This window comes from Pseudomonas sp. SDO524_S393, from assembly GCF_054071875.1.
This window is the reverse complement of the sequence record NZ_JBSVVZ010000153.1, coordinates 1-1,244: the sequence shown is the minus strand read 5'-3', so window position 1 is coordinate 1,244 and position 1,244 is coordinate 1. Positions and strand designations below refer to the sequence as shown.

1 pseudogene is annotated in these 1,244 nt (G+C 59.8%); it reads left to right on the top strand.

What is annotated here, in order from left to right:
• Positions 1–1,244, top strand: a pseudogene (locus ACW9IB_RS29435) (type IV secretion protein Rhs); the annotation flags it as partial.

Sequence of the window (1,244 nt, the reverse complement as noted above, 5' to 3'; positions counted from 1 at the left end):
CGACTGATCTCGGCGACCAACGCCGTCGGCGAAAGCGAGGTTTATCGCTACGACGAGCAGCACGTCATTCTTGAACGTGGACTGGCCGGTGGGGCGAGTTTCTTCTGGGAGTGGGAAAGGTCCGGCAAGGCCGCGCGTTGTGTGCGGCACTGGGCCAGTTTCTCGCAGATGGACACGCGGTATGCCTGGGGCGATGACGGCCAGGTCACGGTGTTCAACGCCGATGGCAGCCAGGAAGTCTATGTGCATGACGGGCGGGCGCGGCTGGTGCAGCGCATCGATGCCGACGGCGCCGAGCATTTCAAATCCTACGATGACAAAGGCCGGCTGACGGTCGAGCAGGATCCGCTGGGCGCGGTGACAGCCTACCAGTACGACGACGCCGGACGGCTGGTGGCGTTGTTTCCCGGGGAAGACGAGCCAACCTCCTACGAGCATGACAACGGCTTCGTACGGGTTGTACGGCGTGGGGAAGCGGTCTGGAAATACGAGCGCAATGAGCAAGGAGATGTGACGCGTCGGGTCGATCCTGACGGGCACATCACCGATTACAGCTACAACAAACGCGGGCAACTGATTGGGGTTTGGTACCCGGACCACAGCCATCAGCGGCTGGTGTGGAACGAACGCGGGCAATTGCTGGAGGAGCAATTGCCCCATGGCGGGATCAAGCGCTATCGCTATGACGATCTGGGCCGACAGGTGGCGCAGGAGGATGAACACGGTGCGCTGACCGAATACCAGTGGGATGCCGTTGGCCGGTTAGTTCGTGTGGTCTTACCGGGCGGTGCTTGTAGGAAATACAGCTACAACCCTTACGGAAAAATCACCGCCGAGCGCGATGAGCTGGGAAACGTCACCCGCTACGAGTATGCCGACGGCCTGCACCTGATCAGCCGGCGTCTCAATGCCGATGGCAGCCAGGTCAAATACCGTTACGACAATGCCCGGTTGCTGCTGACCGAGATCGAAAACGAGGTTGGCGAGGTTTATCAGCTCGACTACCACGCCAACGGGTTGATCCAGCAGGAGATCGGCTTTGATGGCCAGCGTACGGCTTATGTCTATGACCTCAATGGCAACCTTCAGGAGAAGACTGAGCATGGCGACGATGGCAGTCAGCTGGTTACCCGTTATGAGCGCGACTCTGCCGGACGCCTTGTAAGAAAAACCCTTCCCGATGGCAAAACCGTCGATTACACCTACGACCGCCAAGGCAACCTTCTAGGCGTCGAAGACGGCCA